Annotated in this window: 24 protein-coding genes and 1 tRNA gene; 10 read left to right on the top strand and 15 right to left on the bottom strand. The window is 70.9% G+C overall.

Annotation, left to right across the window (positions count from 1 at the left end; genetic code table 11):
• Positions 1-3 precede the first annotated feature (3 nt).
• Positions 4-129: a hypothetical protein gene (locus tag FNH09_RS49465; RefSeq protein WP_274390220.1), complete on the top strand. Its 126-nt coding sequence runs from the start codon at positions 4-6 to the stop codon at positions 127-129.
• Between the two features lie 87 nt (positions 130-216).
• On the opposite strand, the gene FNH09_RS12420 is transcribed toward FNH09_RS49465, so the two are convergent.
• From FNH09_RS12420 to FNH09_RS12400, 5 genes are all read right to left on the bottom strand, one after another.
• Entirely contained in the window at positions 217-2,022 is a 1,806-nt protein-coding gene (locus FNH09_RS12420) for a hypothetical protein (protein WP_162468467.1), read from the bottom strand.
• Positions 2,023-2,272: 250 nt separating this feature from the next.
• Positions 2,273-3,484 (bottom strand): helix-turn-helix domain-containing protein, encoded by a 1,212-nt coding sequence (locus tag FNH09_RS12415; protein WP_152887123.1) that lies wholly within the window; start codon positions 3,482-3,484, stop codon positions 2,273-2,275.
• Between the two features lie 202 nt (positions 3,485-3,686).
• Positions 3,687-3,760 (bottom strand) — tRNA-Pro (locus FNH09_RS12410).
• A gap of 42 nt (positions 3,761-3,802) precedes the next feature.
• Complete coding sequence (locus FNH09_RS12405; RefSeq protein WP_152887121.1) at positions 3,803-4,597, bottom strand: Pr6Pr family membrane protein; 795 nt, start codon at positions 4,595-4,597, stop codon at positions 3,803-3,805.
• 135 nt (positions 4,598-4,732) lie between these two features.
• Positions 4,733-5,659 (bottom strand): metallophosphoesterase, encoded by a 927-nt coding sequence (locus tag FNH09_RS12400; protein WP_152887119.1) that lies wholly within the window; start codon positions 5,657-5,659, stop codon positions 4,733-4,735.
• A 212-nt stretch (positions 5,660-5,871) separates the two neighbouring features.
• Between FNH09_RS12400 and FNH09_RS12395 the strand changes: the two genes are divergently transcribed.
• On the top strand, positions 5,872-6,336 hold the full coding sequence (locus FNH09_RS12395) for a GatB/YqeY domain-containing protein (protein WP_152887117.1): 465 nt from the start codon (positions 5,872-5,874) through the stop codon (positions 6,334-6,336).
• Positions 6,337-6,442: 106 nt separating this feature from the next.
• Here the strand turns inward: FNH09_RS12395 and FNH09_RS12390 are convergent, their stop codons facing one another.
• On the bottom strand, positions 6,443-8,692 hold the full coding sequence (locus tag FNH09_RS12390; RefSeq protein WP_152887115.1) for a transglycosylase domain-containing protein: 2,250 nt from the start codon (positions 8,690-8,692) through the stop codon (positions 6,443-6,445).
• A gap of 409 nt (positions 8,693-9,101) precedes the next feature.
• Between FNH09_RS12390 and wblA the strand changes: the two genes are divergently transcribed.
• Positions 9,102-9,440: a transcriptional regulator WblA gene (wblA, locus tag FNH09_RS12380; RefSeq protein ID WP_202919653.1), complete on the top strand. Its 339-nt coding sequence runs from the start codon at positions 9,102-9,104 to the stop codon at positions 9,438-9,440.
• Positions 9,441-9,468: 28 nt separating this feature from the next.
• Here wblA and bagB read toward each other — a convergent pair whose 3' ends face one another.
• Together bagB and bagA are read right to left on the bottom strand one after the other, a co-directional pair.
• Positions 9,469-10,878 (bottom strand): ATPase BagB, encoded by a 1,410-nt coding sequence (gene bagB, locus FNH09_RS12375; RefSeq protein WP_152887113.1) that lies wholly within the window; start codon positions 10,876-10,878, stop codon positions 9,469-9,471.
• Entirely contained in the window at positions 10,875-11,852 is a 978-nt protein-coding gene (gene bagA / locus FNH09_RS12370) for an ATPase BagA (protein ID WP_162468473.1), read from the bottom strand. The genes bagB and bagA overlap by 4 nt, the downstream gene beginning before the upstream one ends.
• 278 nt (positions 11,853-12,130) lie before the next feature.
• On the opposite strand from bagA, the gene FNH09_RS12365 reads away from it, so the two are divergent.
• From FNH09_RS12365 to FNH09_RS12350, 4 genes are all read left to right on the top strand, one after another.
• The gene (locus FNH09_RS12365) at positions 12,131-12,292 is read left to right on the top strand and encodes a Sp36 family protein (protein WP_010986011.1); all 162 of its coding nucleotides are present in this window, start codon (positions 12,131-12,133) and stop codon (positions 12,290-12,292) included.
• Positions 12,289-12,756, top strand: coding sequence for a RidA family protein (locus FNH09_RS12360; RefSeq protein WP_152887111.1), 468 nt, complete (start codon positions 12,289-12,291; stop codon positions 12,754-12,756). The genes FNH09_RS12365 and FNH09_RS12360 overlap by 4 nt, the downstream gene beginning before the upstream one ends.
• A gap of 152 nt (positions 12,757-12,908) precedes the next feature.
• The gene (locus tag FNH09_RS12355) at positions 12,909-13,778 is read left to right on the top strand and encodes an NUDIX hydrolase (RefSeq protein WP_152887109.1); all 870 of its coding nucleotides are present in this window, start codon (positions 12,909-12,911) and stop codon (positions 13,776-13,778) included.
• Positions 13,775-14,620 carry an MBL fold metallo-hydrolase gene (locus FNH09_RS12350; RefSeq protein ID WP_152887107.1) on the top strand — a complete coding sequence of 282 codons (846 nt, stop codon included), beginning with the start codon at positions 13,775-13,777 and terminating at the stop codon, positions 14,618-14,620. The genes FNH09_RS12355 and FNH09_RS12350 overlap by 4 nt, the downstream gene beginning before the upstream one ends.
• A gap of 23 nt (positions 14,621-14,643) precedes the next feature.
• Here FNH09_RS12350 and FNH09_RS12345 read toward each other — a convergent pair whose 3' ends face one another.
• Both FNH09_RS12345 and FNH09_RS12340 read right to left on the bottom strand, forming a co-directional pair.
• Complete coding sequence (locus tag FNH09_RS12345; RefSeq protein WP_162468472.1) at positions 14,644-15,465, bottom strand: nucleotidyltransferase domain-containing protein; 822 nt, start codon at positions 15,463-15,465, stop codon at positions 14,644-14,646.
• 154 nt (positions 15,466-15,619) lie between these two features.
• Positions 15,620-16,294 carry a Crp/Fnr family transcriptional regulator gene (locus FNH09_RS12340; protein ID WP_020129286.1) on the bottom strand — a complete coding sequence of 225 codons (675 nt, stop codon included), beginning with the start codon at positions 16,292-16,294 and terminating at the stop codon, positions 15,620-15,622.
• Between the two features lie 275 nt (positions 16,295-16,569).
• Between FNH09_RS12340 and nth the strand changes: the two genes are divergently transcribed.
• From nth to FNH09_RS12325, 3 genes are all read left to right on the top strand, one after another.
• A complete protein-coding gene (gene nth, locus FNH09_RS12335) occupies positions 16,570-17,622 on the top strand; it encodes an endonuclease III (RefSeq protein ID WP_162468471.1) in 1,053 nt (350 codons plus the stop codon).
• Positions 17,623-17,730: 108 nt separating this feature from the next.
• The gene (locus FNH09_RS12330; protein ID WP_152887103.1) at positions 17,731-18,426 is read left to right on the top strand and encodes an NUDIX hydrolase; all 696 of its coding nucleotides are present in this window, start codon (positions 17,731-17,733) and stop codon (positions 18,424-18,426) included.
• 95 nt (positions 18,427-18,521) lie between these two features.
• Complete coding sequence (locus tag FNH09_RS12325) at positions 18,522-19,721, top strand: MarP family serine protease (protein WP_162468470.1); 1,200 nt, start codon at positions 18,522-18,524, stop codon at positions 19,719-19,721.
• A 48-nt stretch (positions 19,722-19,769) separates the two neighbouring features.
• Here the strand turns inward: FNH09_RS12325 and FNH09_RS48440 are convergent, their stop codons facing one another.
• The 5 genes from FNH09_RS48440 to acs all read right to left on the bottom strand — a co-directional run bounded on the left by FNH09_RS48440 (position 19,770) and on the right by acs (position 25,223).
• Positions 19,770-19,949 carry a hypothetical protein gene (locus tag FNH09_RS48440; protein ID WP_152887101.1) on the bottom strand — a complete coding sequence of 60 codons (180 nt, stop codon included), beginning with the start codon at positions 19,947-19,949 and terminating at the stop codon, positions 19,770-19,772.
• A 127-nt stretch (positions 19,950-20,076) separates the two neighbouring features.
• Positions 20,077-21,027 (bottom strand): alpha/beta fold hydrolase, encoded by a 951-nt coding sequence (locus FNH09_RS12315; protein WP_152887099.1) that lies wholly within the window; start codon positions 21,025-21,027, stop codon positions 20,077-20,079.
• A complete protein-coding gene (locus FNH09_RS12310) occupies positions 21,024-21,518 on the bottom strand; it encodes a phage holin family protein (RefSeq protein WP_152887097.1) in 495 nt (164 codons plus the stop codon). The genes FNH09_RS12315 and FNH09_RS12310 overlap by 4 nt, the downstream gene beginning before the upstream one ends.
• A gap of 118 nt (positions 21,519-21,636) precedes the next feature.
• A complete protein-coding gene (nhaA, locus tag FNH09_RS12305; protein WP_162468469.1) occupies positions 21,637-23,070 on the bottom strand; it encodes a Na+/H+ antiporter NhaA in 1,434 nt (477 codons plus the stop codon).
• A gap of 182 nt (positions 23,071-23,252) precedes the next feature.
• Positions 23,253-25,223 carry an acetate--CoA ligase gene (gene acs / locus FNH09_RS12300; protein WP_162468468.1) on the bottom strand — a complete coding sequence of 657 codons (1,971 nt, stop codon included), beginning with the start codon at positions 25,221-25,223 and terminating at the stop codon, positions 23,253-23,255.
• Positions 25,224-25,525 lie beyond the last annotated feature (302 nt).

Raw genomic sequence — 25,525 nt, 5'->3', positions numbered from 1 at the left:
GGCGTGATGGTGGTCCTGCTCGCGCTCGTCGCCATCCCGCTGTACCTCCGGTACCTCTTCCGCAACCGCGGCACCGCCGCGAACGTCCGGGCGGGCCTCCACGACAACCGGACCTCCACCTGGTCCTGACGACGGCCGGGCCCGGGCCCGGCGACGGCGAAGGGCGCCCCGGAGGTTTCCGGGGCGCCCTTCTCGGTTCTCGTCAGCCGGGATTGCTCAGCGCACGTCGACGTAGTCGTGGTAGCTCTCGGCGTCCACGTAGGAGCCGGACGCGAGGTAGACCGCGACCCAGGTGCCGTCCTGCTTCGCGGTGAAGCGGGCGGTGAAGCGGCCGTGGGAGTCGGTCTTGACGGTGCCCAGGGTCGTCCAGGACTTCTTGCCCTTGGCCTGGAAGACGATGTACACGCGCTGCTTGGCGAACGCCGCCCACTTCGTGCCGCTGAGCCGCTGCAAGGTGCCGGTGGCGGTCACGGTGTGGCCCTTGCGCACCGGCTCGGGACCCGCGTTGAAGCCGGTGATCCGGGTGGCGGTGCGGTTGAAGTGCACGGAGTTGGAGTAGCCGGCCTGGTAGTCCGCCGACCCCGCCGAGTACAGCCGCCAGTAGCCCTTCGGCACCGCCACGTACCCGTCGAGGTTGAAGGTGCCGTCGGCCTTCGTGTTGAACCAGCCGAGCGTCTTCCAGCCGGTCCTGCCGTCGGCCGACTGCTGGAGGTACAGCTTCCGGTTCGGCGGCACCTTGCCGTTGCTGCCGTTCATGCTGCCCTGGATGTGCAGGTTGGAGTATTCGTCGATCCAGCTCGAACAGAAGCAGATGTTGGTCCTGTTGATGACGTCGACCTTGAACTGCGCCTGCGAGGGCGTCAGATACCGGTCGGCCAGGTAGCTGTCGCGGCTGGTCTCGACCGTGAACGTGACGTCGTCGTACGGCATGTACGGGTCGGTGAGCGTGAAGCGCCCGTCGGCACCGCTGGTCGCCGTGGCGTAGTAGCCCATGTCCAGCGCGACGCCCTTGGCCGGGCGCCAGGTGCCGTCGTACAGGTACTCCACGACACCGGACGAGGAGGCCTTGGCGCCGAACTTGATCTGCGCGCTGGAGTGGTCCAGCCGGATCCGGCTCGGGCTGACCACGACCGGCAGGGTCTTCGAGTCGACGACCACATAGGTGCTCGTGCCGTCGGGGTTGGTGATCCAGAAGGAGAGGGAGACCGGCACGGACGTGGCGTCCGTGCCGTTCAGCCTCGGTGCTATGTCGATCGCGTAACTGCCGTCGGCGGCGGTGAGGGTTCTGTAGCCGTACTCGGCCGTCACGTTCAGCTGCTGGCCGGCCAGCGGCGAGGTGTCGCCGGTGATCGGGTCGAAGAGCGAGATGCGGCCGCTGAGCTTGACGTGCGTGTGCTCCACGTCCAGCACGTCGGGGCTGATGCCACGGTCGGCGAAGACCGGCTTCGGCTCGACGTCCACGGTGGTGGCGTGCGCCGAGGAGGTGCTGTCGCCGTCGCTGTCCTGGGCGCCGACCGACACGTCGTAGCGTCCGTGCGAAGGCAGTTGCGACATGCGCGGCGAGCGCCAGACGCCGTCCTGGGGTGTGCCGGAGACGAGCGTGAAGCCGGTGACCGCGACGGTCGACGGGTTCGCGCCGTTCAGCTCGGTCAGGTCGGCGGACACCTCGGTGATCGCCGAGTCCGAGGAGACGGCGACCGTCAGGAAGCCGGTGTCGGAGGGGTCGGAGCCGATGGCGCCGAACACCGGGGCGACGGCGCCGTCGACGGGCGCACTGTCGCTCGGGGTGGGCGTCGGTTCGCCGGAGGGCGGGTCGGTCGGGGTCGGGGTGTCCGAAGGAGTGTCGGACGGGGTGTCGGACGGGGTGTCGGTCGGAGTGCCGGTGGGCGTGTCCGCCGAGGTGGGCTCGGCCGTCGGGCTCGTGGTCGCGGCGGCCGCCGGGTCCTGGCCCGGTGTGTCGCCGTCGGCCGCGAACGCCGACGTGGGCGCGGCGAGGAGCGCGGCGCCCAGTGCGGCGGACACGGCCGCCGACGCCAAAGAGCGTGTTCTCACTGCTGGGTTCCCCCCACGGGAATGGCGCGGCCGCGCTGCCTCGGACATCCGGAGGCCGGGCGCGCTCTATGTGCGGTTGCTGTGAACATGACGCAGCGGGTCGAACTGTAGTGCCTTCCCCAGACATGCGAGCAACGGGTTTACGGCACCGCCCTGGAACGTCATCCGCTCCTGTCCGTAAGGCAGTTGGCCGGCCGGTGAGACGTTGCCGGCCGCCTCGTCAGTCGCCGGTCGCCGCCATGTCGGCGGCGGGGACCGGGACCCAGCCGCCGGGACGGTGATAGACGCGGTCGTACCGGTAGCCCCGCATTCCGATGGTGCTGGTGCTGCGGAAGGGGCGGCCGCGGTCGTCGATGCGGATCGTGCCGGTGCGGCCCTGGGAGGACCAGTCGAGGTCGAGGTACCAGTCGCAGGTGCAGGACTCGTTGCGCGAGGAGACCACCAGGACCTCGGGCTCCTGCAAGGACACCCGGTAGGGGAAGTCGATCGCCGGGATCGGCCTGCCCACCCCGTTGTTGTCGCCGGGCCTCGAACGGGCCAGGGGCTGGTGCGCGTCGAGGTCCACGGAGAAGAAGCGGGGGACGATGGCGGCGCCGCAGCCGTCGCTCAGGGAGTAGACGCTGCCCCGGCCGGAGGCGGGGGTGACGCGGCTGGTCACGCGCACGTGCAGGGCCTCCAGGACGACGGCGGCGGAGCTGCGTCCCTGCAACGTGATCCGCACGCCGGTGGTGCCCCCGTGCACCGCCCGCTGGGAGGCGGCCCACGCCGCGATGTCCTCCGTGTAAGGGGGCGGCGGGACCTGCCCCGGCGGCTTGGCGACGACGTAGGACTCGCCGCAACCGAAGAGTCCCGGCGTGTGCGAGTTGACGGTCCAGGTGAGCGGGGCCGGCGCGGAGGGGGGTCCGGCGGCGGATGCGGCGAGGCCGAGGAGCACGGCGACCAGCGAGGCCGCCAGCGCCGCCGACCGCACGGGTCGTCGCCGGGGGCGCCGGCCGCCCGCTGGGTTCGGCTCGGGGTGCCGGCTCCGCGGTGGGTTCGGCCCGGGCGCCTCCACGGCCGGGCCGGTGCCGCGCGCGGAGACGGCCGATGCGGCACCGCCGGCGGAGACGATCGACGCCGCCGCGCTCGCGCTGGTGCGGGGCGCCGGTGCCGGCCGGGCAGGGGACGGGCGTGGTCCTTGCCGCGCGGCGTCGGCCATGACCCACCGGCGGTGCAGCTCCATGCGTTCTTCGGGGGAGGCGCCGCAGAGCACGGCGAACCGCTCGACTCCGGCGAAGTCCTGCGGGACCGCTTCTGCGGAGCAGTAGCGGTGCAGGGTGGAGGCGTGCACGCCCACCCGGCGGGCCAGTGCCGCGTAGCTGCGGTCGGTGCGTTCCTTGAGCCGCGTCAGCAGTAACGCGAACTCCGCTACGTCATCGTGGATCGAAGCCATGTGTCCCGTACTCGTATCCGTGTGTCGGCCCGTACGGGGCCGGTCCCGATGGGGCACGGCATCCCCGGCGCTCCCCATGACTGCACGCCATTGCGCCGGGGATGGTTCCAGGGCCACGAAGCATGAACACGCACACGGAAACAACAGAAACAGGTGAGGCACCTCCCAGATCTGGGAGGTGCCTCACCTGCTGTTTCGGCTGTCGGGGTGGCGGGATTTGAACCCACGACCTCTTCGTCCCGAACGAAGCGCGCTGCCAAGCTGCGCTACACCCCGATGTCGCTGCTTGTCCTGCTTGTCGCGGCGACGTCGTTTACTTTAGCCCACGGGTGGCCTCAGACGAAATCCGGTTTTGCCGAGGTGGCGCATCGGGTCGGGGCGGACGTGGTCGAGGGCCACGAGGACGATGGCCAGGGCGTAGATGGAGAGGCCCAGGAGGAGCGCGTTGGCGAGGGCGTGCTTGTAGCCGTGGCGGTCCACGTCGAGGAACGGGTAGAGGTAGCGGCCCGGCGTGCCGGAGGGGATCAGTTCGCCGCGGCCGAGGAAGAACAGCAGGTAGGCCAGGGGGTAGAGGAGCCAGGCGCCGGCCTGGCGCAGGTGCAGGAGACCGGGGACGGTCAGGAGCAGCCAGTCCAGTACGGCCGCGGCCGGGGTGATCGTGACCAGGATGTGGTTCGCCACCGTCTGCCCGAGCGTGTGGACGCCCGGCGCGTTCGTCAGGGAGAACGTGGGCGTCGCGTCGGTCAGGAGCAGGTGGTGGACCAGGGCCGTGACGATTGTGTAGAGGAGTGTGGCTCCTGTCACAAGGGCTGGGAGGGGGCGCCGTGCCGACCAGGCCCGCCGCGCGGACAGGGCCATGACCACGGCCAGCAGGATGTTGCTCTGGATCGCGAACTGGCTCAGGACCCGGACCGGACTGCCGATGAGCAGGCAGATCGTCACGCCCGCGGCCGCCGTGCCTGCGACCAGCAGGCGGAAGACGGCGGTCAGCGGGCGGTGTACGGGGTTCATCACCGCCGAGGCGGGGACGTAGCCGGACGGCAGCAGCGTGGGCGCGACCATGCCCGGGATGGCGGGGAGGTCGGGGATGTCCCTGGGTATAGGCGCGGTCATGCCCTCAAGCTAGGCAGAACCGACATGTCGGGCGATACGGGTGGTGCGTGTGGGTGACGGCCGGTGCCCGGCCCCGTGCAGGGGGACCACACCGGCCGTCCGACGGCGATCCGTGGCCCCGCCCCGCCCCCGTGATTACTCCTTGCCCACCAGCGTCAGCAGCGTCGCCTCCGGCGGGCACGCGAACCGTACCGGCGTGTAGCGGCTGGTGCCGCAGCCCGCCGAGACGTGCAGGAAGGCCCTGCGGCCGTCCGCAGTGTGCGCGGACAGGCCCTTCACCCGGTCGGTGTCCAGGTCGCAGTTGGTGACCAGCGCGCCGTAGAAGGGGATGCACAGCTGGCCGCCGTGGGTGTGGCCGGCCAGGATCAGCGGGTAGCCGTCCGCCGTGTACGAGTCGAGCACCCGCAGATACGGGGCGTGCACCACGCCCATCGAGAAGTCGGCGGAGGCCGACGGGCCGCCGGCCACCTGGGTGTAGCGGTCCCGCTTGATGTGCGGGTCGTCCACGCCGGTCAGCTCGATCGAGACGCCCTCGACCTTCAGCGTGCCGCGCGTGTTGGTCAGGTTGAGCCAGCCCGCGCCGTCGAAGCCGTCGCGCAGGTCCTCCCACGGGTTGTGGACCACGCCCACGGCGGGCGCGTTGCCGTTCAGGCCGTGCCGGCCGCTGGTCTTCTCCAGCAGGTAGCGGGCGGGGTTGCGCAGCGTCGGCCCGTAGTAGTCGTTGGAGCCGAAGACGTACGCGCCCGGGAAGTCCATCAGCGGGCCCAGCGCGTCCAGGACCTCCGGGACGGCCTCCGGGTCGGAGAGGTTGTCGCCCGTGTTGATCACGAAGTCCGGCCGCAGCCCCGCCAGCGAGCGCAGCCAGCGCTGCTTCTTGCGCTGCCCGCCGACCATGTGGATGTCGGAGACCTGGAGTATGCGCAGGGGGCGCATTCCGGCGGGGAGGACGGGCACCGTCACTCGACGGAGACGGAAGGAGCGGGCCTCGAAGCCCGCAGAGTAGAGGAGTCCGCCGGCCACGACCGCCGTGATGCCCAGGGGTACTCCGTATCGCGCGCGCATACGACCATCGTGTCAGACCCCGTCCGCCCGCCGAACTCGGCCGTCCCTACGGCCGCCCGGCCTCACCGCGGCCCGGCGGTAGCCCCCAAGGTCGCCCGGCCCGGTTTCGAGCGGTGCCTTCCGACCCGGCCGCGCGGGTCCCCGTGGCCGCTCGCGACCGGCCCTTTAAATCAGCGGGCGTTCCGGGTTCCACACCTGCGACAATCGGACGCATGACCACGCTCAAGTCGAAGTTGCAGGAAGACCTCAACGCCGCGATCCGGGAGCGCGACGAGCTCCGCTCCTCGACGCTCCGGCTGACGCTCACCGCGATCACCAAGGAGGAGGTCGCGGGCAAGGAGAAGCGCGAGCTCTCCGACGACGAGGTGCTGAAGGTGATCACCAAGGAGGCCAAGAAGCGCCGCGAGGCCGCCGATGCCTTCGAGCAGGGTGGTCGCCTGGAGTCGGCCGAGCGGGAGAAGGCGGAGGGCGAGCTGCTCGGTGCCTACCTGCCCAAGCAGCTCTCCGACGACGAGCTGAACGAGATCGTCTCCCAGGCCGTGCAGGAGGCCAGGGCGGCCGGTGCCGAGGGGCCGCGGGCCATGGGCGCCGTCATGAAGATCGTGAACCCGAAGGTGGCCGGTCTGGCCGAGGGCGGCCGGGTGGCCGCCGTCGTCAAGCAGCTCCTGGCGGGCTGAGCCACCGCCCCTGAACGGCACCGGCCCCTTCCTCCGCGTCGTGACGGCGCGGGGGAAGGGGCCGGTCCTCGTTCACAGGACGTGTATCAGGTCCCGGCGGGGCGGCTCAGTGCCGTCCCCCGTTCCCGTTGTTGCCCTGGATGAACCCGTCCGGGAGCGAGTACGTGGGGTTCGGGTTGCCGCCGTTGTTGCCGCCGTTCGTCAGACCGGAGATGAACCCGCCGTTGGTGGGGTTGCTGCCGTTGTTGCCGTGGTCGTCGCCCTTGTCCTGGTCCCTGTCCTTCGGGGCGTCCGGGATGTCGACCAGGTTGAAGGACTGGACGGGCTTGCCCGAGAGCGCGCCGGTCATGGCGTCCTTCCAGATCGGGCCCGGGACCTGACCGCCGTAGACGAGCGCGCGGTAGACGCCGCCGATCGTGATCTTCGTCATCTGGACCTTCTGGGAGGCGCTGCCGACCCAGACGGCACCCGACAGGTTCGGCGTGTAGCCGACGAACCAGGCGTTCTTGCGCTCGTCCGTCGTACCCGTCTTGCCCGCGCTCTCACGGTCGGTGAGGCCGGCCTGCTGGCCCGTACCGGAGTCGACCACGCCGCGCAGCAGCGTGTTCACCGTGTCGGCCGTCTTCTCGGTCATCGCGCGCGAGCACGTCGACTTCGGGACCTCCAGCGACTTCCGCTGGTTGCCGAGCTTCTGCGAGATCGACTCGATCGCGATCGGCGTGCAGTACATGCCCCGGGAGGCGAAGGCGGCGTACGCGCTGGCCATCGTCAGCGGCGAGAGGCCGACGGCGCCGAGGGCGATGGAAGGGGTCTCGGGAAGCTTGGTGCCGTTGCCCTGCGTGACATGCAGCGCGTCGGTCATCTTCACCACGGGGCACAGGCCGATGTCGGAGATCATCTGCACGAAGTAGGTGTTGACCGACTTGGCCATCGCCTCCTTCATCTGGTACGGGCCGGACTCCGACTCGCTCTCGTTCTCGACCTTGTCGCCGTCCTGGTTGGTCCACGGCTTGCTGCTGCACGTCTGGACCGGGCTCGGGTAGTCCATGTCGTACGGCGACGAGTACTCCTGGGTGGCGGGCTTGCCGCCCTCCAGCGCGGCCGCGGCCACGAACGGCTTGAACGTCGAGCCGGTCGGGAAGCCGAAGTTCGATCCGCCCATCTGGGCGTTGACCGAGAAGTTGTACTCGGTCTCGTTCTTGCCGTAGCCGTACGGCTTCGACTGGCCCATCCCGACGATCTTGCCGGTGCCGGGCTCCACCAGGGTGGCCGCCGCGGCGACCTTGTCCGACTTGTTGACGTGGCTCTTGAGCGAGGCCTGCACCGACTCCTGGGCCTGCGGCTGGAGCGTGGTGCGGATGGTCAGGCCGCCCTGGTTCCAGAGCTTCGCCCGCGCCTCCTGGGTCTTGCCGAAGACCGGGTCGTTCAGGAAGACCTTCTCGACGTACTTGCAGAAGAAACTGGCGCCCCGGACGGCGGTGATGCAGCCGTTCTTGGGCTGGCTGACCTTCAGCTTCAGCGGCGTCTCCTTGGCCTGGTCGGCCTCGGCCTGGGAGATGTCGCCGACATCGGCCATGCGCTGGAGCACGACGTTGCGGCGCTTGGTGGCCTCCGCCTCGTCGTTCACCGGGTCGTAGCGGCTCGGGGACTGCACGATTCCGGCGAGCATCGCCGACTCCGGCAGGGTGAGGTCCTTGGCGTGCTTGGAGAAGTAGCGCTGGGCCGCCGCCTCGACGCCGTAGGCCTGCTCACCGAAGAACGTGATGTTCAGGTAGTTCTCGAGGATCTTCTTCTTGCCGAGCTCCTCCTCGACCTGGATCGCGAACTTCAGCTCCTGGATCTTGCGGCCGAGGGTCTGCTGGGTGGCCTGGGCGACCTTCGTCGGGTCGTCGCCCGCCTCCTCGACGAAGACGTTCTTCACGTACTGCTGGGTGAGCGTGGAGGCGCCCTGGGCGACACCGCTGCTCTGCACGTTCTTGTTCAGTGCGCGCAGGACGCCCTTCAGGTCGACGGCTCCGTGCTGGTAGAAGCGCGAGTCCTCGATCGCGACGATCGCCTTCTGCATGTACGGCGAGATGTTCTTGAGCTCGACCACCGTGCGGTCGCGCGAGTACACCGTGGCGAGCTGGCCGCCGTCGGCGTCGAGGATGGTGGTGCGCTGACTCAGCGGTGGCGTCTTCAGGTTCGCCGGGAGCTCGTCGAAGCTTTCCACCGATCCCTTGGCTGCCAGGCCCAGCACACCGAAGGCGGGCAGGGCGATACCGGCCAGGAGGGCTCCCGCGAGCACGCTGACACCGAGGAACTTGGCGGCCTGCTGTGTTGCCGACAGGCCACCGCCCGAGCGCTTCTTTGGCATGGGGGCAGCCTACGTTCTCATTCGCCGGACACGCGTATATGCCTTGGCCTAAGCTGCTCCCAACTGTCACAGCAGTAGGGCTACGTATCAATACGTCCGGCGACCCCGAATCGTTCCGGAGGTTCCCCGACTTTTTTGGTGGGGGCGTGTCCGAATCCGCCTCCTGTGTCACATGGCGCCCGTTGTGACTAGACAGAACTGTCCCGTTTCTGTCGGGATAGTCGCGCATGTCGCCAGCTCACTCCCCCGGGTGATCTGCCGCTTACCCATAGTCCGTTCGGGCCATTCAAGATTGGGCCCGACGGGGGTGTTGCGCTGCCCTCGCCTTCCGTAACGTCCTCAACTGGCGGCGGTGAATATGCCGCTGCCGCCGTGGGGGAGCCTCGATTCGGGAGAGGACGGCGCCGGTATGGGCTGGGTTACCGACTGGAGTGCGCAGGCCGCCTGCCGCACTACCGATCCGGATGAACTGTTCGTGCAGGGAGCAGCGCAGAACAGGGCCAAGGCGGTGTGCACCGGATGTCCGGTGCGCACCGAATGTCTGGCCGATGCGCTCGACAACCGCGTCGAATTCGGCGTGTGGGGAGGCATGACGGAGCGGGAGCGCCGCGCACTGCTGCGCAGGCGACCCACCGTGACCTCCTGGCGCAGGTTGCTGGAGACGGCTCGTGCGGAGTACGAGCGCGGCGCGGGCATTGTGTCGCTCGACGACGACCAGGTGTACGAGAACTATGCGGCGGTGAGCTGAGCGGACCATCGGCTCGGCCGGCGGCGACTCAGTCGCCGGCGGCCTCGGGCAGCTCCGGCCGGTTGGCCGCGAGCCGGTTCCCGATGTCCCGCAACCCTGTGAGGTCGTGCACGTCACCCGGCAGCGCGCCCACTTCGGCCACGGCCACCTCGGGGTGGAGCGCGGTGAAGCGGTCACGTGTGCGCTGCTCGCGGGAGAGTAGTTGCATACGTTCGGCGTGCAGGCGCAGCAGACCTGCGGTGAGCTGCTCGACGCTCTGATGGGCTCCGGTGGGCTGGTCGGCTTCGCTGGGCCGCTCCGGGGCCGGGGGGCCGGGCCGCGACGCGGGGGACTCTGAACTGCCGTACGTGTCGGGAGAGTTACGAAGACCAACCTTCCCGCCGTCCTGATCCACAATGCGGGAGTCTTCAAGATTTTCCGCGGCGGGTTCGACGGCGGGGTCGGAACCCTCCTCCGCGGTGTCGGCGGCGAGGTCGAGATTCTCGGCGGCGGCGAGCGCCCGCTCGGCAGACAACCGGGCGGCTCCGCTGCCGTGGACCCGGTTGAGCACCAGACCGGCCAGCGGCATCTTCTCCGCGGCCAGCCGTTCCACGAAGTAGGCGGCCTCGCGCAGCGCGTCCCGCTCCGGGGCCGCGACCACCAGGAACGCCGTTCCGGGCGCCTGGAGCAGCTTGTACGTCGCGTCCGCGCGGGTCCGGAAGCCGCCGAAGGTCGTGTCCATCGCGGCCACGAACGTCTGTACGTCCTTCAGCAGCTGACCGCCCAGCAGCTTGCCGAGCGTGCCGGTCATCATCGACATCCCGACGTTCAGGAACTTCATGCCCGCGCGCCCGCCCAGCTTCGCCGGCGCCGTCAGCAGCCGGATCAGCCGTCCGTCCAGGAACGACCCGAGCCGCTTCGGCGCGTCGAGGAAGTCCAGCGCCGAGCGGGACGGCGGTGTGTCGACGACGATCAGATCCCACTCGTCCCGGGCCCGCAGCTGCCCGAGCTTCTCCATCGCCATGTACTCCTGCGTGCCCGCGAAGCCCGCCGAGAGCGACTGGTAGAAGGGGTTGGCGAGGATCGTGGCCGCCCGCTCCCGGTCGGCGTGCGCCTCGACGATCTCGTCGAAGGTGCGCTTCATGTCGAGCATCATGGCGTGCAGCTCACCACTGCCCTCGACGCCCTTCACGCGCCGCGGGGTGTTGTCGAGCGAGTCGATGCCCATCGACTGGGCGAGCCGACGGGCCGGGTCGATGGTGAGGACGACGACCTTGCGGCCCCGCTCGGCCGCGCGCAGACCCAGCGCCGCCGCGGTGGTGGTCTTCCCGACCCCGCCCGAGCCGCAGCAGACGACGATGCGGGTCCCGGGGTCGTCGAGCAGCGGATCGAGGTCGAGCACGCGCGCGGGGGCGAGACGTCGCGCGGTGTCCTGCGCGTGCGCCGGGTCCGGACTCATGACATCCCCTGCTTCCGCAGCTCGGTGGCCAGCTCGTACAGGCCCGCCAGGTCCATGCCCTCGGCGAGCAGCGGCAGTTCGTGCAACGGCAGGCCCAGCTCGCCCAGCACGGCCCGCTGCTCGTGTTCCAGCGTGTGCCGTTCGGCGTACTCCTCGGCCTGCGCCAGCAGCGGATCCACCAGCCGCTCGGCGTGCCCGCCGCGCCGCGCCCCGCCGAGTCCGGCGGCCGACAGCGAGCGCGCCACGGCGGCGCGCGGCACGGTCCGTACGAGTTCCAGGTCGGCGGCGTCCAGCACCTCGGGCCGCACCATGTTCACGATGACCCGACCCACCGGCAGCCGGGCGGCGCGCAGTTCCGCGATGCCGTCGGCGGTCTCCTGGACGGGCATCTCCTCCAGCAGTGTCACCAGGTGCACGGCCGTCTCCGGCGACTTCAGCACCCGCATCACGGCCTGGGCCTGATTGTGTATCGGCCCGATCTTCGCCAGGCCCGCCACCTCGTCGTTGACGTTGAGGAAGCGCGTGATGCGGCCCGTGGGGGGCGCGTCCATGACGACGTAGTCGTACCGGAACCGGCCGGATTTGTCCTTTCTGCGCACCGCCTCGCAGGCCTTGCCGGTCAGGAGCACGTCCCTGAGGCCGGGCGCGATGGTGGTGGCGAAGTCGATCGCGCCGAGCTTCTTCAGGGCCCGGCCGGCGCTGCCCAGCTTGTAGAACATCTGGAGGTAGTCCAACAGGGCCAGTTCGGGGTCGATGGCGAGGGCGAACACCTCCCCGCCCCCGGGAGCGACGGCGATCTTCCGCTCCTCGTAGGGCAGCGCCTCCGTCTCGAAGCGCTGCGCGATGCCCTGCCGGCCCTCGACCTCGACGAGAAGCGTCCGCTTCCCCTCGGTCGCGAGGGCCAGCGCGAGGGCGGCGGCGACCGTCGTCTTTCCGGTCCCGCCCTTGCCGCTGACGACCTGGAGCCTGCTCACGTCTTCGAGCGTAACCAGTCCGCGCCCGAGCCAACCGGCAGGCTGTGGACAACAGGGGTGCGACTCGGCCACATGGCCTGTGGACGGCGGGGCCGCGACACGGCCGCCAGGCTGCGGTTTCCCGGACGGCGGGAGGCCGCCGGGGCGATGGCCGACGGTCCGGAAAGCGCCGCGACGACCGCCGAGCCCGCTGCTGTACGGCCGTTCGTATCGCCGCTCGTGCCGACCCTCGTGGTCGGCCGCCTGTCCCACCGGTCACAGCGGATAAAGTCGGCCACATGACCAAGTGGGAATACGCAACCGTGCCACTGCTCGTCCATGCCACGAAGCAGATCCTGGACACCTGGGGCGAGGACGGCTGGGAGCTCGTCCAGGTCGTACCCGGACCGAACAACCCCGAGCAGCTCGTGGCCTACCTGAAGCGGGAGCGGCAGGCATGAGCGCCGTCGAGGAGAAGCTCGCCGAGCTGGGCCTGACCCTGCCGGCCGTCGTGCCCCCGCTCGCCGCGTACCAGCCGGCCGTGCAGTCCGGCGTGTACGTGTACACCTCCGGCCAGCTCCCGATGGTGGACGGCAAGCTTCCGGTCACCGGCAAGGTGGGCGGGGAGGTCACCGCCGAGGAGGCCAAGGAACTCGCCCGCACCTGCGCGCTGAACGCGCTGGCCGCCGTGAAGTCCGTCGCGGGCGACCTGGACCGCGTCGCGCGCGTGGTGAAGGTCGTCGGCTTCGTGGCCTCGGCGTCCGACTTCACCGGCCAGCCCGGTGTCGTCAACGGTGCCAGCGAGCTGCTGGGCGAGGTGCTCGGCGACAAGGGCGTGCACGCGCGCAGCGCGGTCGGCGTGGCGGTGCTGCCGCTGGACGCCCCGGTCGAGGTCGAGATCCAGGTGGAGCTCACGCACGCGTGAACCCGTTCCCCCGGGCTATTCCGGCCGGGGTTTCCCCAGGGGCCCGGCCAAGGGCTCCCTGGGGCTCCTACAGGGTTCTTCCTGGGGTTCTTCCGCCGGGCTCGGTGATCGTGGCCCTCGAACATCCGCGCGCTACGGGATAGCCTCCGCCCATGGCGAATGGGCAGTGGTTTCCCGCGGACTGGCCCGAGCGCATCCGTGCGCTCACGGAGGGCACCCTCACCCCTGTGGTCCCCCGGCGCGCGGCCACCGTCATGCTCCTGAAGGACACCGACGGCGGCCCCGCCGTGCACATGCTGCGCAGACGCGCCTCCATGGCCTTCGCCGGAGGCGCGTACGCGTACCCGGGCGGCGGTGTCGACGCCCGTGACGACGACCACCTCGTCCGCTGGGCGGGCCCCACGCGCGCGTGGTGGGCCGACCGGCTCGGCGTCGAGGAGAGGGCCGCCCAGGCGATCGTCTGCGCGGCCGTGCGGGAGATGTACGAGGAGGCCGGCGTCCTGCTGGCCGGACCGACCCCCGAGACGGTCGTCGGCGACACCACGGGCGCGGACTGGGAGGCCGACCGTGCCGCCCTGGTCGCCCGCGACCTGTCCTTCGCGGAATTCCTCGACCGCCGCGGCCTGGTCCTGCGCTCCGACCTGCTCGGCGCCTGGACGCGCTGGATCACCCCCGAGTTCGAGGCGCGCCGCTACGACACCTGGTTCTTCGTGGCCGCCCTCCCCGAGGGCCAGCGCACCCGCAACGTCTCCACGGAGGCCGACCGCACGGTGTGGATCCGGCCGGTGGAGGCGGCGGCCTCGTACGACAAGGGCGAGCTGCTGATGATGCCGCCCACCGTGGCGACCCTGCGCCAGCTGGTCCCGTACGCCACCGCGGCCGAGGCGCTGGCCGCGGCGCCCGGCCGCGACCTGACCCCCGTGCTGGCCCGCGCCCGCCTGGAGGACGGCGACGTCGTGCTCTCCTGGCCCGGCCACGACGAGTTCACCAAGCACATCCCGACCGGTGGAGCCCCCGAATGACGGACGCAGCAGCCCTTCCCGGCCAGCCGCGCGGCGCTGTCCTCTCCGGCCCCGCCACCCGACGGGCCGTCAACGTTCTGGCGCCCAACGCCTCCGCGATGACCCTGGACGGCACGAACACCTGGATCCTCGCCGAGCCGGACTCGGAGCTGGCCGTCGTGGTCGACCCGGGCCCGCTGGACGAGGGCCACCTCGGCGCCGTCGTCGACATGGCCCGGCAGGCCGGCAAGCGGATCGCGCTGACCCTGCTGACGCACGGCCACCCCGACCACGCGGAGGGCGCCGCCCGCTTCGCCGAGCTGACGGGCACGAAGGTGCGGGCCCTGGACCCGGCCCTGCGGCTGGGCGACGAGGGGCTGGCCGCCGGTCAGGTGATCGAGGTCGGCGGCCTGGAGCTGCGGGTGGTGCCGGCCCCCGGCCACACCTCGGACTCCCTGTGCTTCCACCTCCCGGCCGACGGCGCCGTCCTGACCGGTGACACGGTCCTGGGCCGCGGTACGACGATGGTGGCGCACCCCGACGGCCGCCTGGGCGACTACCTGGACTCCCTGCGGCGGCTGAGGTCGCTCACGGTCGACGACGGCGTCCACACGGTGCTGCCCGGCCACGGACCGGTCCTGGAGGACGCCCAGGGCGCCGTCGAGTTCTATCTCGCCCACCGCGCCCACCGGCTCGCCCAGATCGAGACGGCCGTCGAGAACGGCCACCGGAGCCCGGCGGAGGTCGTCGCCCACGTGTACGCGGACGTCGACCGTTCCCTGTGGCCGGCGGCGGAGCTGTCGGTACGGGCGCAGCTGGAGTACCTGGAGGAGCACGGGCTCATCCCGGGCCGGCGCCTCTGACCGGACTTCCCGGCCCCGGTGTGTCAGTCGGGCCTGGCCGCCTTGACGCCGTGCACGCGCGCGTACTCCTCGGCGAGCCACGGGCCGAGGTCGTCGACGTACGACCGCAGGACGTCCCGGTCGCCGGTCGGCTCGTACCCGAGCACGGCCGCGGCCCGGAGCTGCCCGGCCCGCTGCGGGTAGTAGTCGCCGAACGCCCCGGCCATCTCGCGCAGGTCGCTGGTCCAGCCGTTCCAGCGGGGCATGACGAGGGTGAAACCGGTGCGGACCAGATGCCGCGACATGAAGCGGACGAGGGGCCGCCGCGCCTGCTCGGTGTCCTCGGCGTCGGCGATCCGCCGACGCCAGCGGGGCAGGAGCAGGGCCAGGTCCCCGTTGGTCTCACGGGCGAGCAGCGGGCCGGGGCGGTAGCGCGGCAGAGCGGCGGCGAGGTCCTCGCCCAGCAGCGGTGTGCACAGACACGCGACGAACCAGCCGAGGTCGTGGCGCTCCAGGTCGCTCAGCACCCGCTCGCGGCCGAACAGCAGCGTGCCGCACCCGTCGAGCTGCGGGAACCTCGTGTCGAGCTCCGCGTCGAGGGCCCGTGCGTCCGCCCGGTCCGCCTCGGTCGGCTCCGCGTGCAGGACGAGAAGCAGATCCAGGTCGCTGCGCCCCGGGCGCGCGGTGCCCCGCGGGATCGAGCCGTAGAGGTACGCGCTGTGCAAGCGCGTGCCGAACACCTCCGGCAGTCGCTGCCGTGCCGTGGCCACGACGGGGCCGTAGCCGGGCGGCACGCGCGCGAGGGAGCCTTCGCGGACGATGTGTCCCTCGGCGTCGAGGCCGGGGCGGCGAACGGGTTTGGTCACGCGTTCACTGTGCCCCGACGGCTGCGGCGGCGTCTCCGCGTTTTCGGCGCGGTACGGGACGTGGGGCCGGCTCGGCGGCGTCGGCTCGGTGTGACGGCGGCCGGTTGACGACGGGTCAGTGTGCGGTGTCGTCAGCCGGCCGGTCGACGCCGGGTCAGCGCGAGCGCTTCGCCAGTCGCTCCACGTCCAGCAGGATCACCGCACGGGCCTCCAGCCGGAGCCAGCCGCGCTGGGCGAAGTCGGCGAGCGCCTTGTTGACCGTCTCGCGCGAGGCGCCGACGAGCTGGGCCAGCTCCTCCTGCGTCAGGTCGTGGACGACGTGGATGCCCTCCTCGGACTGCACGCCGAAGCGTCGGGAGAGGTCCAGCAGCGCGCGGGCCACGCGGCCCGGGACGTCCGAGAAGACCAGGTCGGACATGGCGTCGTTGGTCTTGCGCAGACGGCGGGCGACGGCCCGCAGCAGCGCGGTGGCCACCTCGGGGCGGGCGTTCAGCCAGGGCTGGAGGTCGCCGTGACCGAGGCCGAGCAGCTTCACCTCGGTCAGCGCCGTGGCCGTCGCGGTGCGCGGGCCCGGGTCGAAGAGCGACAGCTCGCCGATGAGTTCGCTGGGGCCGACCACCGCGAGCATGTTCTCGCGGCCGTCGGGGGAGGTGCGATGCAGCTTGACCTTGCCCTCGGTGACCACGTAGAGCCGGTCTCCCGGGTCGCCCTCGTGGAAGAGGGAGTCGCCGCGAGCCAGGGTCACCTCACTCATGGAGGCGCGAAGCTCCGCGGCCTGCTCGTCGTCGAGTGCCGCGAAGAGCGGGTTGCGCCGCAGAACATCGTCCACGAGTTCTCTCCTTGTCGACCTGCTCAGGGGATCTTGCTCCCCGGTGTACCAGGGGACCGTGTTCCCCATTTTGCCGGACGGTCCAAACAGTGTGATCTGTCACAAGGATGCCGCACACATGTCCCGAGGTAAGCGGCAGGGGGCCAATTGGGGGCCGATCTTCGGGGTCCAAGGCGGATGTCGGTGCCGGGCTCTAGGCTGGCCGGGTGTCCAAAAAGCCGGTGAGAGCACAGGCCAAGGGGGCTGTACGGGTGGGTGCAGGGCGTGATTCCGCTGTGGGCGAACAGGAGTCCGATGGTGGAGAGAAGGCGGCGGAGGCGGCCGTCGAGGCCACGGCGAAGAAGCCGGTGACGGGGGCTCGGGCGAAGAAGACGGCCGCGAGGGCGGCGGAGCCGGCCGCAGCCGCCACGCCCGCGAAGCCCGCCGAGCCTGCCGCGTCCGCCAAGCCCGCGAAGACCGCCAAGCCTGCCGCGTCCGCGAAGACCGCCAAGTCCGCCAGGACCGGCGCGTCCGCGAAGACCGCCGAACCGGTCAAGGCCGCCAGGCCGGCGAAGGCCGAATCGCACACCGCCCTCGTCCGCCGCGCCCGGCGCATCGACCGCGAGCTCGCCGAGGTCTACCCCTACGCCCACCCCGAACTGGACTTCGAGAACCCCTTCCAGCTGCTGGTCGCCACGGTGCTGTCCGCCCAGACCACGGACCTGCGGGTCAACCAGACCACCCCCGCGCTCTTCGCCAGATACCCCACCCCCGAGGACCTCGCCGCGGCCAACCCCGAGGAGGTCGAGGAGATCCTCCGCCCCACGGGATTCTTCCGGGCCAAGACCAAGTCGGTGATAGGCCTCTCCAAGGCCCTGGCGGAGCAGTTCGGCGGCGAGGTCCCGGGCCGGCTGGAGGATCTCGTCAAGCTGCCCGGCGTCGGCCGCAAGACCGCGTTCGTCGTGCTCGGCAACGCCTTCGGCCGACCCGGCATCACCGTGGACACGCACTTCCAGCGGCTGGTGAAGCGCTGGCGGTGGACCGAGGAGAGCGACCCGGACAAGATCGAGGCAGCCGTCGGGGCGCTCTTCCCCAAGAGCGCCTGGACGATGCTCTCGCACCATGTGATCTTCCACGGCCGCCGCATCTGCCACGCCCGCAAACCGGCCTGCGGCGCCTGCCCCATCGCCCCGCTCTGCCCGGCGTACGGAGAGGGCGAGACGGACCCGGAGAAGGCGCGGAAGCTGCTCAAGTACGAGAAGGGCGGCTTCCCGGGCCAGCGCCTGAAGCCCCCGCAGTCCTACCTGGACGCGGGCGGCAGGCCGGCGCCGCCGCTGGGGGCCGGATGACGGGCCGGGCGGACGGGCCCGGCGAGCGGGCCGAACAGGTCGGACGGGCCGGCCGGAACGATCTCGGGGGTGCGGCGCGTTGGAACGGGCAGGACGAGGGGGGTGGCGATGACGCGGGCGAGTAATACCCAGGGCGGGCCGGTGGTGCTGAGCAGGAGCGGACTTCCCGAGTGGCTCGACCCGGTGGTGCACGCCGTCGAGACGGTGGAGCCGCTCCAGTTGAGCCGCTTCCTGCCCCCGGAGAACGGTGCGGGACGGCAGTCGGCCGTACTGATCCTGTTCGGCGAGGGGGACCTCGGTCCGGAACTGCTGCTGATGGAGCGGGCCGGCTCGCTGCGCTCCCACGCCGGCCAACCCTCCTTCCCGGGCGGCGCCCTGGATCCCGAGGACGGCGACCCGAAGGCCGACGGCCCCCTGCACGCGGCCCTGCGCGAGGCCGAGGAGGAGACCGGTCTCGATCCGGGCGGTGTCCAGCTCTTCGGTGTGCTGCCCAAGCTGTACATCCCGGTGAGCGGCTTCGTCGTGACCCCGGTGCTGGGCTGGTGGCGCGAGCCGAGCCCGGTCGGGGTCGTCGACCCGAACGAGACGGCCCGGGTCTTCACGGTCCCCGTGGCGGATCTCACGGACCCGGCGAACCGCGCCACCACGGTCCATCCCAGCGGCCACCGGGGTCCGGCATTTCTGGTCGAATCGGCCCTGGTGTGGGGATTCACGGCCGGTGTGATCGACCGGCTGCTGCACTTCGCGGGCTGGGAGCGGCCCTGGGACCGGGAGAAGACGGTGCCACTCGACTGGCGGTCATGACAGGGTGTCCACCAAGTCGTGTCCATCCGGAGGACAACCTCCGGGCCCCCGGCCGTCTGGAGTAACCGGAAAGTGTTGAGGCGAGGCCTGAAGCGGTGAACGTGCTGGACATCCTGCTGTTGGTCGCGGCCGTGTGGTTCGCGATCGTCGGCTATCGCCAGGGGTTCGTCGTCGGCATCCTGTCGGTGATCGGCTTCCTGGGCGGCGGTCTCGTCGCCGTCTATCTCTTGCCCGTCATCTGGGACTGGCTCACCGACAACTCCGAGGTAAGCACCACGGCCGCCGTCGTCGCGGTGGTCGTCGTCATCGTCTGCGCCTCCGTCGGGCAGGCCCTGACCACCCACCTCGGCAACAAGCTGCGCCGGTACATCACCTGGTCCCCGGCCCGCGCCCTGGACGCGACGGGCGGCGCCCTCGTCAACGTGGTCGCGATGCTGCTGGTCGCCTGGCTGATCGGCTCGGCGCTGGCGGGCACCACCCTGCCGACGCTCGGCAAGGAGGTCCGCAGCTCCAAGGTGCTCCTCGGGGTGTCCCGGGCGCTGCCCGACCAGGCCGACAACTGGTTCGCCGATTTCTCCTCGGTCCTCGCGCAGAACGGCTTCCCGCAGGTCTTCAGCCCGTTCTCGAACGAGCCGATCACCGATGTGCAGCCGCCGGACCCGGCCCTCGCCAACAGCGCGGTCGCCCTGCGCGCGCAGCGCTCCATCGTCAAGGTCACCGGCACCGCCGAGAGCTGCGGCAAGGTCCTGGAGGGCACCGGCTTCGTCTTCGGCAACCGCCGGGTGCTGACCAACGCCCACGTCGTGGGCGGCGTCGACGAGCCCACCGTCCAGATCGGCGGCGAGGGCAAGCGCTACGACGCCACGGTCGTCCTCTACGACTGGCGGCGCGACATCGCCGTACTCGACGTACCGGACCTCCAGGCACCCGCGCTGCGGTTCGCGTCCGAGGACGCCGCGAGCGGCGACGGCGCGATCGTCGCGGGCTTCCCGGAGAACGGGTCGTACGACGTCCGTGCCGCGCGCGTGCGCGGGCGCATCTCGGCGAACGGTCCGGACATCTACCACCGGGGCACCGTGCGCCGCGACGTCTACTCGCTCTACACGATCGTCCGGCAGGGCAACTCCGGCGGCCCGCTGCTCACACCCGACGGCAAGGTGTACGGCGTGGTGTTCGCGAAGTCGCTCGACGACGCCGACACCGGGTACGCGCTCACCGTGGACGAGATCCGGCAGGACATCGTCGCGGGACGGAGCGCGAACCAGCAGGTGGACAGCGACAGCTGCGCGCTCTGAGGCGTTCGTGCCGGACCGTCACCGGGCCGGTGCGGCCGCCCGCGCGGGTCAGCCGCGCGGGTGGCGCAGACGTACCGAGACCCAGCGGGCCCGGCGGCGCAGGATGCGCGGGATTCCCACCCCGGGGTTCGCGCCCGCGAGCTCCGGGGCGCCCCTCTGGTGGGAGCTCAGACCACCGGCGGAGCGGCGGTTGCGTGCTGCGTCACTGTAGTCGTGCGTCCAGCCCATACCCCGACGTCTGCCCCTGCCCCAAGGTCGATAACCGCCTCCCGGGCCCTCAATTGGCCTATGCGTCGGGCAATTGGCTGTTCGTAGGACAGTTGTTCACGTTCGGATACCGGGCGCGTCACGAGGGTCACCGATCGGGCTCGGGATCCTTCAGCCAGTTGACCAGTTCGGTCGAGAAGGCGACCGGATCCTCCTCGTGCGGGAAGTGCCCCAGTCCGTCGAACAGACGCCAGCGGTACGGCGCTTCGACGTACTCCCCGGAACCGGCCGCACTGCGCGTGCGCATCACCGGGTCCAGCGAGCCGTGCAGATGGAGGGTCGGCACCCGCACGGGCCGCTTCATCCGGCGGTTGAACTGGATGCCGTCGGGCCGGGCGAGGGAGCGGACCATCCACCGGTACGGCTCGATGGAGCAGTGCGCCGTCGAGGGGATGCAGATGGCACGGCGGTACGTCTCGACCGCCTCGTCGTCCGGCAGTCGCGGCCCGGACCAGTCCCGGATCAGCCGGCCGACCAGCGCGCCGTCGTCGGCGGTGAGCTGCCGTTCCGGGATCCAGGGCCGCTGGAACCCCCAGACGTAGGAACTCGCCGCGGACTGCTTGACGTCGGAGAGCATCGCGGAGCGCCAGCGCCGGGGGTGCGGCATCGAGGCGACCGCGAGGCGTCGTACCAGCTTCGGACGCATCACGGCCGCCGTCCACGACAGATAGCCGCCCAGGCCGTGGCCGACCAGCGCGGCGTCCGGCTCGCCGAGCGAGCGGATCACGCCGGTGATGTCCAGGGCGAGGTTGGCCGGGTCGTAGCCGCGCGGGGTGCGGTCGCTGCCGCCCACCCCGCGCAGGTCCATGGCCACGGCCCGGTAGCCCGCCTCGGCCAGGGCGACCAGCTGGTGCCGCCAGGTCCACCAGAACTGCGGGAAGCCGTGCACCAGCATCACCAGGGGGCCGTCGCCCAGCTCGGCGATGTGGAAGCGGGCGCCGTTGGCGGCGACGTCCCGGTGCGTCACCTCGTGTCCGCCGGGTACGTCCGAGCGTACGACCGAGGTGGGCTGCGCCGAGGGGGTGCCGGGGTCCGTCATGAGGACGAGCGTGCCACAGCTTCGATGGCGGCGGGCGCCGCGTCCTCCAGCGCGGCGGGCTGCGGGCGCGGGTGCGGCTTGGCGTTCTGGAGCACGACGGCCGTCTCCTTCATCGAGGCGGCGACCTTCTGCGGGCCCTTGCTGCGCTTGGCCTTCTTCGCGAAGACGACGCCGATCAGGGCCAGTACGGCCGCTACGAGGACGTTCGCCGCGAAGGACAGCAGGAAGCAGATGGCGAGGTTCCAGCCGCTCCAGGTCCGGATGCCGTAGGCGAGGGCGAAGTTCAGCATCGGCAGGGAGAACAGCAGGACCATCGCGGCGACGGAGAACGCGCCGCCGCTCGTCGCGCCCTTCTTGACGTCCTGCTTCAGCTGGGCCTTCGCCAGCGCGATCTCGTCGTGCACCAGCGCCGACAATTCGGTCGTCGCCGAGGCGAACAGCTGGCCGATGCTGCGTTCGGCGCCGACCGGGCTGCCGTCGGGTGCGCTCATCGAGGTCTCCCTGTGTCTGCGTGCGGATGGTGCGGCCTTGCGACCGACATCGGTGCGGAGTCCGTCCGACGTCTGTCCGGCTGCGTCCGGTCCCGCTCTTTTGTACCGTCTCGTCAGATCATGCCGGACCGTCGTCCTCATCGCCTGCCCCGCCCGCCACTTCGGCAAGCCTGCTGCGGGCCTCGGCCGTCTCCCGGGCCTTCCTGCGGTGCTCGGCGGCCTTGCGGTCGTGGATCTCGGCCATCCGCAGGTGGTACGCGGGATCGTCCTCCTCGTAGATGTCCGGGATGCCGTCGAGGTCGTCGTCACGCTCCTCGTTCTCGCACAGCGCGCGGTACTTGGCGTTGCGCAGCTTCAGCAGCACGGTCGCCAGCGTCGCCGCGATCAGCGAGCCGGTGAGCACGGCGGCCTTGATCTCGTCCGTCAGCACGTCGTCGCCCGCGAAGGCGAGCTCGCCGATGAGCAGCGAGACGGTGAAGCCGATGCCGGCGAGCGTGGCCACGGCGAACACGTCGGGCCAGGCCAGGTCCTCGCTGAGGGAGGCCCGGGTGAAGCGGGCGGTGAGCCAGGTGCCGCCGAAGATCCCGATCGTCTTGCCGACGACGAGCCCCAGCACGACGCCCAGGGTCTCCGGTTTGGTGAAGACGTCCCCGAGCGCGCCGCCGGAGACCGTCACACCGGCGCTGAACAGGGCGAACAGCGGCACGGCCAGGCCCGCCGACAGAGGTCGTGCCAGGTGCTCGACCTGCTCGCCCGGGGAGTGCTCCTCGCCCTCGCGAGTGGTGCAGCGCAGCATCAGGCCCATGGCGACGCCGGCGATGGTGGCGTGCACGCCGCTGTTGTACATCAGCCCCCAGATCACCAGGGCGAGCGGTACGTACACGTACCAGCCGCGGACGCCCTTGTGCAGCAGCAGCCAGAAGACGGCGAGGCCGACGACCGCGCCGCCGAGCGCGACGAAGTCGATGTCCGCGGTGAAGAAGACGGCGATGATCAGGATCGCGAACAGGTCGTCGACGACGGCGAGGGTGAGCAGGAAGGCGCGCAGGGCGCTCGGCAGCGAGGTGCCGATGACGGCGAGCACCGCCAGCGCGAACGCGATGTCGGTGGCCGTGGGCACCGCCCAGCCGTCCATGGAGCCCCCGCCGACGACGTTCGTGAGGGCGTAGACGACGGCGGGCATCGCCATGCCGCTCAGGGCGGCGACCACGGGCAGTACGGCCGCCCGGGCATCGCGCAGATCCCCGGCGACGAGCTCACGCTTGAGTTCGATGCCGGCGACGAAGAAGAAGACGGCGAGCAGCCCGTCGGCCGCCCAATGGGCGACGGACATATGCAGGCCGAGCGCCTCGGGGCCGAACTCGAAGTGGCTGACGCTCTCGTAACTGTCGTGCAGCGCGGGTATGTTCGACCAGATCAGCGCCGTGACCGCGGCGGCGAGCAGCAGTACGCCGCCGACCGTCTCGGCGCGCAGGGCGTCCATGACGTAGGTGCGCTCGGGCAGCGAAAGACGTCCGAGGAACTTGCGTCGACTGGTGCTGGGCGCGGCCACGACGGGCACCTCCGGGTCGGTACGGCTGCTGACAGCCGTCGCGCGGGGTCGCCGACGGCATCGCCGACCAGACTTCCCGGCACACCCTGAGCCGTCAGGTTACCCGACCATTACACCGGCAAATGCCTCTTCATGGACAAAAGGGGCGCCCGATGTGTGGCCGGGCGCCCCTCGGGCCGTCCTCAGTCCTCGCTCGGCGCCGCCGGGAGCCTGGACTGGATGAGATCCATGACCGAGGAGTCCGTCAGGGTGGTGACGTCACCCAGCTGGCGGTTCTCGGCGACGTCCCGCAGCAGCCGGCGCATGATCTTGCCGGAGCGGGTCTTCGGCAGCTCCGCCACCGGCAGGACGCGCTTGGGCTTGGCGATCGGGCCGAGGGTGGTGCCGACGTGGTTGCGCAGTTCGGCGACGAGGTTCTCGTCCTCGGCGTCCGCCGTGCCGCGCAGGATGACGAAGGCGACGATGGCCTGCCCGGTCGTCTCGTCCGCCGCGCCGACCACGGCCGCCTCGGCGACCGCCGGGTGCGAGACGAGCGCCGACTCGACCTCGGTGGTCGAGATGTTGTGGCCGGACACCAGCATCACGTCGTCGACCCGGCCCAGCAGCCAGATGTCGCCGTCCTCGTCCTTCTTCGCCCCGTCGCCGGCGAAGTACTTGCCTTCGAACCGGGACCAGTACGTGTCGAGGAACCGCTGGTCGTCGCCCCAGATGGTGCGCAGCATCGACGGCCACGGCTCGGTGAGGACGAGGTAGCCACCGCCACCGTTCGGCACCTCGTTCGCCTCGTCGTCGACGACCGTCGCGGAGATGCCGGGCAGCGGGGTCTGCGCCGAACCCGGCTTGGTCTCGGTGACGCCCGGCAGCGGCGAGATCATCATCGCGCCGGTCTCGGTCTGCCACCAGGTGTCGACGATCGGCGTGCGGTCCGCGCCGATGTGCTTGCGGTACCAGATCCACGCCTCGGGGTTGATGGGCTCGCCCACCGAACCCAGGACCCGCAGGGACGACAGGTCGAACTTCGCGGGGATGTCGTCGCCCCACTTCATGAACGTGCGGATGGCGGTCGGCGCCGTGTACAGGATCGTCACCCCGTACTTCTGCACGATCTCCCAGAAGCGGCCCTGGTGCGGGGTGTCGGGCGTGCCCTCGTACATCACCTGGGTGGCGCCGTTGGCCAGCGGCCCATAGACGATGTACGAGTGCCCGGTGACCCAGCCGACATCGGCCGTGCACCAGTACACGTCGGTCTCCGGCTTGAGGTCGAAGACGGCGTGGTGGGTGTACGCGGCCTGGGTGAGGTAGCCGCCGGAGGTGTGCAGGATGCCCTTCGGCTTGCCCGTCGTGCCGGACGTGTAGAGGATGAACAGCGGCTGCTCGGCCTCGAACGCCTCCGGCGTGTGCTCGGCCGACTGCCGCTCCACGATCTCGTGCCACCACACGTCACGCTCGTCGTGCCACGCGACCTCCTGGCCGGTGCGGCGGACCACGAGCACGTGCTCGACGTTGTCGACCTTGCCGATCGCCTCGTCGACGGCCGGCTTCAGCGCGGACGGCTTGCCGCGCCGCCAGCCACCGTCGGAGGTGATGACGACCTTGGCGTCGGCGTCCTGGATACGGGTGGCGAGGGCGTCCGCGGAGAAACCGCCGAAGACGACCGAGTGCGCGGCGCCGATACGGGCGCAAGCCAGCATCGCGATCGCGGTCTCGGGGATCATCGGCATGTAGACGGCGACCCGGTCGCCCTTGCGGACACCCAGCTCCAGCAGCGCGTTGGCGGCCCTGGAGACCTCGTCCTTGAGGTCGGCGTAGGTGAGGGCACGGCTGTCGCCCGGCTCGCCCTCGAAGTGGATGGCGACCCGGTCGCCGTGTCCGGCCTCGACGTGCCGGTCGACGCAGTTGTACGCGACGTTCAGCGTGCCGTCCTTGAACCACTTGGCGAACGGCGGGTTCGACCAGTCCAGCGTCTCCGTCGGCTCCTCGGCCCAGGTCAGCCGACGGGCCTGCTCGGCCCAGAAGCCCAGCCTGTCAGCCTTGGCCTGTTCGTACGCCTCCGCGGTGACATTGGCGTTCGCGGCCAGGTCGGCGGGTGGCGCGAACCTGCGTTCTTCCTTGAGCAGGTTGGAGAGGGACGAACGCTCGTTGGACTCGTTCACTGTCCTCCCTCCTCCCTCAGCAGGTTGGCCAGGCTCTCGTTGCTCACGACATCTCCCTTTCGAAGGGTGTCCGTTGTGTCCCAGACCACACCTCATCAGACACGGGGGCCCGATGACAAGGCCCGCCGTGAAATTGGTTTAGACCTATGAGGAGGGCGGTGCGGGGTCCGGGAAGTCGAGGTCATCCCTACCCACGGACGCCCGCACGGCCCGGTTCAGCCCCCGCGCCATCCCTCACGCCCCCGGGCCCGGCACCGGATGCGGGAGCGGATGCGGGAGCGGGGCGGGGCGCGGGGCGTGAG

The organism is Streptomyces adustus (genome assembly GCF_009377175.1).
GTDB lineage: Bacteria > Actinomycetota > Actinomycetes > Streptomycetales > Streptomycetaceae > Streptomyces > Streptomyces adustus.
Note: the sequence above shows the minus strand (reverse complement) of the source record. Positions and strands in the feature narration are given on the sequence as shown.

Coding starts and splice junctions, on each gene's coding strand:
- FNH09_RS12415 (WP_152887123.1), bottom strand. CDS start 3,484: ATGGCTTCGATCCACGATGACGTAGCGGAGTTCGCGTTACTGCTGACG.
- FNH09_RS12405 (WP_152887121.1), bottom strand. CDS start 4,597: ATGACCGCGCCTATACCCAGGGACATCCCCGACCTCCCCGCCATCCCG.
- FNH09_RS12400 (WP_152887119.1), bottom strand. CDS start 5,659: ATGCGCGCGCGATACGGAGTACCCCTGGGCATCACGGCGGTCGTGGCC.
- FNH09_RS12395 (WP_152887117.1), top strand. CDS start 5,872: ATGACCACGCTCAAGTCGAAGTTGCAGGAAGACCTCAACGCCGCGATC.
- FNH09_RS12390 (WP_152887115.1), bottom strand. CDS start 8,692: ATGCCAAAGAAGCGCTCGGGCGGTGGCCTGTCGGCAACACAGCAGGCC.
- wblA (WP_202919653.1), top strand. CDS start 9,102: ATGGGCTGGGTTACCGACTGGAGTGCGCAGGCCGCCTGCCGCACTACC.
- bagB (WP_152887113.1), bottom strand. CDS start 10,878: ATGAGTCCGGACCCGGCGCACGCGCAGGACACCGCGCGACGTCTCGCC.
- FNH09_RS12365 (WP_010986011.1), top strand. CDS start 12,131: ATGACCAAGTGGGAATACGCAACCGTGCCACTGCTCGTCCATGCCACG.
- FNH09_RS12360 (WP_152887111.1), top strand. CDS start 12,289: ATGAGCGCCGTCGAGGAGAAGCTCGCCGAGCTGGGCCTGACCCTGCCG.
- FNH09_RS12355 (WP_152887109.1), top strand. CDS start 12,909: ATGGCGAATGGGCAGTGGTTTCCCGCGGACTGGCCCGAGCGCATCCGT.
- FNH09_RS12350 (WP_152887107.1), top strand. CDS start 13,775: ATGACGGACGCAGCAGCCCTTCCCGGCCAGCCGCGCGGCGCTGTCCTC.
- FNH09_RS12330 (WP_152887103.1), top strand. CDS start 17,731: ATGACGCGGGCGAGTAATACCCAGGGCGGGCCGGTGGTGCTGAGCAGG.
- FNH09_RS48440 (WP_152887101.1), bottom strand. CDS start 19,949: ATGGGCTGGACGCACGACTACAGTGACGCAGCACGCAACCGCCGCTCC.
- FNH09_RS12315 (WP_152887099.1), bottom strand. CDS start 21,027: ATGACGGACCCCGGCACCCCCTCGGCGCAGCCCACCTCGGTCGTACGC.
- FNH09_RS12310 (WP_152887097.1), bottom strand. CDS start 21,518: ATGAGCGCACCCGACGGCAGCCCGGTCGGCGCCGAACGCAGCATCGGC.